The organism is Streptomyces sp. P5F9, from assembly GCF_057961495.1.
This window is the reverse complement of sequence record NZ_JBXVPZ010000474.1, coordinates 1-7,233: the sequence shown is the minus strand read 5'-3', so window position 1 is coordinate 7,233 and position 7,233 is coordinate 1. Positions and strand designations below refer to the sequence as shown.

Genomic DNA, 7,233 nt, shown 5'->3' with positions numbered 1-7,233 from the left:
CGCACATCCCCGGAACACCCGCCCCCTGCAACTACCGCCCCGTCGGCCGCTGCGAAGAAATGGGCGAAGTATTCGCCACCTGAGGCGAATCCGAGTTCGAGTACACCGACGGTGCCGCGACCGCCTCCGTCGGGTCGGCCGCGGCGTCCTCCGGGTCCGCCGTAGCGCCGCCGACGATGCGGATGTTCGCCTCGTCGAACGCCCGCTTCACCCGCCACCGCAGTTCCCGCTCGACGCTCACCGACTTGCCCGGCATGGTCCTGGCGGACAGCCGGACGACCATCGAGTCGATCAGCACACTGTCCAGGCCGAGGACCTCGATGGGCCCCCAGAGGAGCTCGTTCCAGGGCTCCTCCTTGCTCATCTTCTCCGTGACCGAGTCCAGCGTGGCCTTCACCCGGTCCAGGTTCTCCGAGGCGCGGACGGTGACGTCGACGCCCGCTGTCGCCCAGCCCTGGGACAGGTTGCCGATGCGTTTGACCTCGCCGTTGCGGACGTACCAGATCTCGCCGTTGTCGCCGCGGAGCTTGGTCACGCGAAGGCCGACCTCGATGACCTCGCCGGAGGCGACGCCCGCGTCGATCTGGTCGCCGACGCCGTACTGGTCCTCAAGGATCATGAAGACGCCGGAGAGGAAGTCCGTGACGAGGTTGCGGGCGCCGAAACCGATCGCCACGCCCGCCACACCGGCGGAGGCGAGAAGCGGGGCGAGGTTGATCTCGAAGGTCGCCAGGACCATCAGTGCGGCTGTGCCGAGGATGACGAAGGACGCCACCGAGCGCAGGACCGAGCCGATCGCCTGGGAGCGTTGGCGGCGGCGTTCCGCGTTCACCAGGAGGCCGCCGAGCGCCGTGCCGTCCACCGACTCGACCGTGCGGTTCATCCGGTCTATCAGCTTGGTGATCGCCCGCCGCACCGTCATTCTCAGGACCGCCGCGATCACCACGATCAGCAGCACCCTCAGACCTATCGCCAGCCATGTGGACCAGTTCTGCTCCACCCAGCTCGCGGCGTTGGTCGCGCTCTCCTGGGCGTCCTGGAGCGAGGGCACGGTCACCGCTGTCTCCGAGGGGCTCGGGGACGGCGACGGCGAAGCGGCGGCCAGTAGGACGGCGGACAAGGACACGGCAGGTACCTCCAGGTGCTGCGTCCGCCCTCCGGCATGGTCCGACAGGGGCAAGGTCACGAATAGGTCACCAAGAGGGCAGGCCCACCACACTATCGGGGCATCGTGTGTGGATCGTTGCCATGTTCAGGGGAGAGGCTGTGCTCAACCGGGAATGAACAGGTGGGACGAACCCACACCCGTCCCGGCCCCGCATCACATGTGGTCGAAAACACTCCCAGCCCGTTACCGGGACATGGTGGCGCTTCCACCAGGCATGAGGGGAGACTGACTACAGATCGTCCCGGCGCGAGCCACGCGCCGCCGACGCACAAGGAGGCATCCGTGCCGCATGTCCTGGTCCTCAACGCGTCGTACGAGCCACTCGGCGTCGTACCGCTCCGCCGCGCGCTCGTCCTCGTCCTGGAGAACAAGGCAGTCTCCCTTGAGGAATCCGGCGCCTTTATGCACAGCGCAACCGTCACAGTCCCCGCACCCAGCGTGGTCCGGCTCAAGCGATTCGTGCGGGTTCCCTATCGGGGGCCCGTTCCTCTTACCCGCCGGGCGCTCTTCGCGCGCGACGGGGGCCGGTGCATGTACTGCGGTGGCGTCGCAACCAGCGTCGACCATGTCATTCCGCGCAGCCGCGGGGGCAAGCACGCGTGGGACAACGTGGTGGCGTCCTGCCGCCGCTGCAACCACACGAAGGCCGACCGACACCTCTTCGAGATCGGCTGGCGGCTGCGCCACAAACCCGCCCCACCCACCGGCCTGGCCTGGCGCATCATCGGGACCGGGCATAGGGACCCGCGCTGGCTGCCGTACTTGCAGCCGTACGGCGCGGAGGACGCGATGGCCCGGATCGACGGCATCTCCGCCTGACGATCCGGGCTTTTGTGTACGCCCATGCACGGCGGTACGGAGTCGTCCGCCCCGGCAGCCCCCCGTGCTGCCGGGGCGGACCGTCATGCGTACCGCAGCTCGCCCGGCCGCACCGACCGCCGTAGCAGCGGCAGTGATGTGGCGGCTGCCAGCACGCAGGCCGCGTACACGCCGACCGGTACCAGCAGCGCCGCGTACGGCACCGGCACGTCCGTGTGCCCGGAGACGGCGGCGCCGTACCAGAAGCTGATCGCCGTGCCGCCGAGGCCCGCGACCGTGATCGCCGGGAGCAGCGGCAGCGCGGTCTCCAGGAGGAGCGCGCGGGCCAGTACGGCGTGTGGCACCCCGGCCGCCGCCTGTGCGGCCAGGCCCCGGCGCCGGGTGGCGAGGGACTCGGCGGTGCCGACGGCCAGGGCGGTCAGGACGAGCGCGAAGGCGACGAGGATCGCGGCGGCGGTGAGGTCGATGCCCGTCGTGTAGTAGGACATGGGCGTGCCGAGGTGGCCCTTGCGGCGCATGTCCTCCAGGTCCGCGAGCAGGATCTGTCGTACGCCCGCGAAGCCCGACCCTACGACCGTCACCAGCAGCAGTGCCGCATGGGTACGGGCGGTCGACCAGGGGTCCTCGCGCAGCCGTTCCGCCGCGATCAGCAGCGCGGGGCGCGAGGTGCCGGCCGCGAAGCCCTCACCCAGTTGGCGGGACGAGGCCCCGGAGAGCCAGATCGCGATCAGGCTGAACAGCACCGCCAGGACCAGCACCGTCACGGGGCCGAGATCGAAGGAGACGGGGCTGCCGAAGACCGGGGTCAGCGCGATGAACACCGCCGTCGCCGCGAGCAGCCGGGTCGCCGTACCGAACAGCCGCCCCGGCCCCCGCACCGGCCGCACCCGCCGTACCCGGCCCAGCGGATCGGCCACCACCCGGCGCAGCGCCACCGCGCTCACGACCGCCCCCAGCACCGGCACGGCCACGGCGACCAGCACGACACCGGCCCAGTCCGTGGCAGACGACGGCAGCGGCGGTACGACGGCCGCCGTCGCCACCACCGAGCCCGCCAGGCAGGTCGGCCCCGACTCCAGCGCCGCGATCCGCCGCACCTGCCACGGCCCGGCCCCCGCCAGCCGCAGCGCGGCCAGCCGCCGGTCCCGGTGCACCGCCCCGATCCGCGCACACTGCCCGAGAAACCCGAGCACCGGGATGAGCAGCAGGCCGAGCGCGAGACTCACGTTCCGCCGGTCACTCGGGGAGTCGAACAGCCCCGACCCGAAGGACACGGAGTAGAACCCGTCCAGCGACAGCAGCGCCACGACGCCGATCCCGATCCCCGTCGCCAGCGCGGCCCCGGCCGCCGTGAGCCCGACCCGCCACCACTCCCGCCGGTCGGAACCCCGCGTGAGCAGCCAGGCCAGCCGCAGATCGGACCCCAGAGACCTCATACCGCCGCCCCCGCCGTCGCCACGGTCCCGTCCGTCAGCCGGATCTCGCGGTCCGCGTACGCCGCGACCTGCGCGTCATGGGTGATCAGCAGGACCGCCGTACCGGACTCGCGGGCCGTGCCGACCAGGGCCGTCATCACCTGCTCGCTCGCCAGGGAGTCCAGCGCGCCCGTCGGTTCGTCCGCGAAGACGACCTTCGGGGAGGTGACCAACGCCCGGGCGAGCGCGACCCGTTGGGCCTGGCCGCCGCTCAGTTCGCCCGGCCGCAGCTCGCCCTGCCCGCGCACCCCGAACCGGTCCAGCCACTCCCCGGCCGCCGCCCGGGCGTCCGTGCGCGAGGCGCCCGCGAGCAGCAGCGGCAGCGCGACGTTGTCGACGGCCGTCAGCTCGGGTATCAGCTGGCCGAACTGGAAGACCACCCCGAACTCGGTGCGCCGCAGCTCGCTGAGCCGCTTCTCCGGCAGCTCGTCCAGCCGCTCCCCGGCGTACGTCACCGTCCCCTCGTCGGGGCGGACGATCCCCGCCAGGCAGTGGAGAAGGGTGGATTTCCCGCTGCCACTGGTCCCCGTGACGGCGAGGATCTCGCCGGCGCCCAGCTCGGCCGAGGCGCCGGTCAGCGCCCTCGTCCTGCCGTGCGTCTTGGCGAGGTCACGGGCCGCGAGGAGCGGCGCCGCCGTACCCCCGTTGTCGCTCATGCTGTGTCGACCTCCGCGGTCAGAGTGGTCAGCCGGGCCGCCGTCGTCGCCATCCAACGGAGGTCCGCGTCAAGGTGGTTGAGGGCGTAGTCCGCCGAGAGCACGGTCGCCAGGTCGGAGCCCTTGGCGGTCTTGACCGCCGTGAGTTCCCTCATCCGCTCCATGTGGGCGGCGCGTTGGGCTCTCAGGTACGCCTCCGGGTCGCCCTCGGCCAGGATCGAGACGACGACCTTGGCGAAGATCTCGTTCGTCACGAAGGGCGCGGGCGGCGCGATCTCCCCCGCCCAGCGGGCGAGTTCACGCGAACCCTCCGCCGTCGAGCGGTACGCCGTCCGCTCCGGGCCGCCGTCCGAGCCGGTGCCGTCGACCTCCGCGAGACCGTCCCGGACCAGGCGTTGCAGGGTCGTGTAGACCTGCCCGTACGCCAGCGGGCGGGCCTGCGGAAAACGTTCGTCGTGGCGTCGCTTGAGGTCGTAGCCGTGGCTCGGTCCCGAGGCGAGCAGGCCCAGCAGGATGTGGCGGGTGCTCATGGCGCTCAGTATGCATCAGGTACATGTACTGAGTGAATAGTGATCAGTAGGAGAATTGCGGGGAGTGGGGGCGGGAGTGGCCGCAGTGCCACCTGTACTCCAGCCTGGAGGTCTGCCGTCGCGCCCACTGGGTAGGGCTGCGGTAACCCGCCCGCACGCCCGACACGACAAGGAGGCCCCCGTGGCCGCAGCATCGGCATCGCTTCCGCGCCCGGCCCGCTCCAAACGCACCCCGGAGCCGGCCGCCGACCTCGCACCCGACCTGTTCTTCCTCGACTCCGAGGGAGCCTGGGCCGAGACCCCGCTGACCAGCGAACCGCCGCTGGCCGACGCCGAACCCCTCACCAGCGAGCCCCCGCTCGCCGACGCCACCCCGCTCACCAGCGAGTCCGCCACCATGGACGCCCCGCTCACCAGCGAGGCCGTCGCGTTCGACGACCCGATGAGCGGTGAGGCCGCCCCCTTCGCCGACCCGGACTCGACGAGGCCCTAGATGACCGCACCCCGGCCGGCGGACACCCTCGGCGAGGACCTGTCCCGGCTCGCCGAACTGCACGGCGTCGCCACCGCCTACAGCCCCTCCCCGGACCGCGCGGTCCCCGCCTCGGCCGTCGCGGTCGTCGCCGCGCTGGCCGCCCTCGGCGTCGACGCGAGCACCCCGCAGGCCACCGCCGCCGCGCTCGCCGCCCGCCAACAGGAGCTGACCGGACGGCTGTTGCCGCCCACCGTCGTGGGCCGGTACGGCACCGCGCCCGCCGCGCTCGACGCGCTGCCCGAGGGCACCGTGCTGCACATCGAGACCGAGCAGGGCGAGTTGCGGACGAGCGCCGGGCAACTCCCGCCCGGCGTCCACCACGTGACCGCCACCGCGCCGGACGGCCGCGGCGCCGAGGCCCAACTCGTCATCGCCCCGGACCGGTTGCCCACGCCCACCGGGCGGTCGTACGGGCTGATGGTGCAGGTCTACTCGCTCCTATCCCGGCGCTCATGGGGCATGGGCGACCTCGGTGACCTGGGTGAACTCACCGCCTGGGCCGGGCGATCGCTCGGGGCCGGGTTCGTCCAGGTCAACCCCTTGCACGCGGCGGTGCCCGGCGCGCCCACCGACCCCTCGCCGTACCGGCCGTCCTCGCGCCGCTTCCCCGACCCGGTGTATCTGCGGGTCGAGGACATCCCCGAGTTCGCATACGTCGAGGAGAGCGAGCGGGAGCGGCTGCGCGGGCTCCTCGCACAGGCCGGGCGACTGCGTGAATCCGTCCTGGAGAAGGACGCGTTGATCGACCGCGACGCCGTGTGGGAGCTGAAGCGGGAGGCGCTGGAACTCGTCCGTGAGGTCCCCCTCGGCCCGGGCCGACGGGCCGCCTACGTCGACTTTCTCGCCCGCGAGGGCGAGGCGCTGGAGGACCACGCCACCTGGTACGCCCTCGCCGAGGCGCACGGTTCGAACTGGCGGGAATGGCCCGCCGGGCTGCGCGACCCGCGCTCACCCGAAACCGCGCGCGCCCGCGTCGAGTTGATGGACCGCGTCGACTTCCACTGCCGCCTCGCCTGGCTCACCGACGACCAGCTCACCGCTGCCCAAAGGGCAGCGCGGGACGCGGGCATGCCGATCGGCGTCGTGCACGACCTCGCGGTCGGGGTGCACCCGGACGGCGCCGACGCCTGGGCCCAACAGCGGTACTTCGCGGCCGGCATGTCGGTCGGCGCACCCCCGGACGCCTTCAACTCCCTCGGCCAGGACTGGGGTCTGCCCCCCTGGCGCCCCGACCGCCTCGCCGAGTCCGGCTACGCCCCGTACCGCCGCCTGCTCCGCGCGCTCTTCCGTTATGCGGGTGCCCTGCGCATCGACCACGTCATGGGCCTGTTCCGCCTGTGGTGGGTCCCGCAGGGGCATCCGCCGACGGAGGGCACGTACGTCCGCTACGACGCCGACGCCATGCTCGCGATCCTCGCGCTGGAGGCCTCGCGCGCCGGGTCGGTGGTGATCGGCGAGGACCTGGGGACCGTAGAACCGGGTGTGCGCGAGACCTTGCAGGAGCGTGGGGTGCTCGGCACGTCGGTGCTGTGGTTCGAGCGGGACTGGGAGGGCGACGGGCGTCCGCTCGCGCCCGAGAAGTGGCGCGCGGACTGCCTCGCCACCGCGACCACCCACGATCTGCCGCCCACCGCGGCCCGGCTCACCGGCGAGCACGTCGAACTCCGCGACCGGCTGGGCCTGTTGACCCGGCCGGTGGAGGAGGAGCGGATCGAGTCCGCCACCGACGTGGGGGAGTGGCTCGCGCTGCTGGCCCGGCTCGGCCTCTACGAACACCCGACGGGCGGCGGGCGGCCCGCGTCCGAGGAGGAGGCGGAGATCCACGCCGTCCACCGTTTCCTGCTCCGCACCCCGGCCCGGATGATCGGTGTCTGGCTGCCCGACACCGTCGGCGACCGGCGCCCGCAGAACCTGCCCGGCACATGGGACCAGTATCCGAACTGGCGCCTGCCCGTCGCCGACGCGGACGGGCGGCCGGTGACGCTGGAGGAACTGGCCGCGTCGCCGCGGCTGCACGCGCTGGTGGATGTGCTGCGGGTGGGGTTGGGGG

General features: G+C 72.5%; 7 protein-coding genes. 3 read left to right on the top strand and 4 right to left on the bottom strand.

Annotated elements, in window-relative coordinates:
- Nucleotides 1-31: 31 nt before the first annotated feature.
- Nucleotides 32-1,126 (bottom strand): mechanosensitive ion channel family protein, encoded by a 1,095-nt coding sequence (locus tag AC31A1_RS42880; protein ID WP_489658498.1) that lies wholly within the window; start codon nt 1,124-1,126, stop codon nt 32-34.
- A 324-nt stretch (nt 1,127-1,450) separates the two neighbouring features.
- On the opposite strand from AC31A1_RS42880, the gene AC31A1_RS42875 reads away from it, so the two are divergent.
- The gene (locus tag AC31A1_RS42875; RefSeq protein ID WP_033284586.1) at nt 1,451-1,987 is read left to right on the top strand and encodes an HNH endonuclease; all 537 of its coding nucleotides are present in this window, start codon (nt 1,451-1,453) and stop codon (nt 1,985-1,987) included.
- An 83-nt stretch (nt 1,988-2,070) separates the two neighbouring features.
- Here the strand turns inward: AC31A1_RS42875 and AC31A1_RS42870 are convergent, their stop codons facing one another.
- The 3 genes from AC31A1_RS42870 to AC31A1_RS42860 are packed head-to-tail and all read right to left on the bottom strand — an operon-like array spanning nt 2,071 to nt 4,648.
- Nucleotides 2,071-3,423, bottom strand: coding sequence for an ABC transporter permease (locus AC31A1_RS42870; RefSeq protein WP_489658497.1), 1,353 nt, complete (start codon nt 3,421-3,423; stop codon nt 2,071-2,073).
- A complete protein-coding gene (locus tag AC31A1_RS42865) occupies nt 3,420-4,118 on the bottom strand; it encodes an ABC transporter ATP-binding protein (protein WP_489658496.1) in 699 nt (232 codons plus the stop codon). The genes AC31A1_RS42870 and AC31A1_RS42865 overlap by 4 nt, the downstream gene beginning before the upstream one ends.
- Nucleotides 4,115-4,648, bottom strand: a complete 534-nt coding sequence (locus AC31A1_RS42860) for a PadR family transcriptional regulator (protein WP_489658495.1) — start codon at nt 4,646-4,648, stop codon at nt 4,115-4,117. The genes AC31A1_RS42865 and AC31A1_RS42860 overlap by 4 nt, the downstream gene beginning before the upstream one ends.
- A gap of 181 nt (nt 4,649-4,829) precedes the next feature.
- Between AC31A1_RS42860 and AC31A1_RS42855 the strand changes: the two genes are divergently transcribed.
- A complete protein-coding gene (locus tag AC31A1_RS42855) occupies nt 4,830-5,141 on the top strand; it encodes a hypothetical protein (protein ID WP_489658494.1) in 312 nt (103 codons plus the stop codon).
- Nucleotides 5,142-7,233, top strand: a 2,092-nt coding sequence (gene malQ, locus AC31A1_RS42850) for a 4-alpha-glucanotransferase (RefSeq protein WP_489658493.1), incomplete at its 3' end; no start/stop codon positions are given.

Excerpts from the sequence above, each read along its gene's own strand:
- AC31A1_RS42870 (WP_489658497.1), bottom strand. The coding sequence starts at position 3,423 with ATGAGGTCTCTGGGGTCCGATCTGCGGCTGGCCTGGCTGCTCACGCGG.
- AC31A1_RS42865 (WP_489658496.1), bottom strand. The coding sequence starts at position 4,118 with ATGAGCGACAACGGGGGTACGGCGGCGCCGCTCCTCGCGGCCCGTGAC.
- AC31A1_RS42860 (WP_489658495.1), bottom strand. The coding sequence starts at position 4,648 with ATGAGCACCCGCCACATCCTGCTGGGCCTGCTCGCCTCGGGACCGAGC.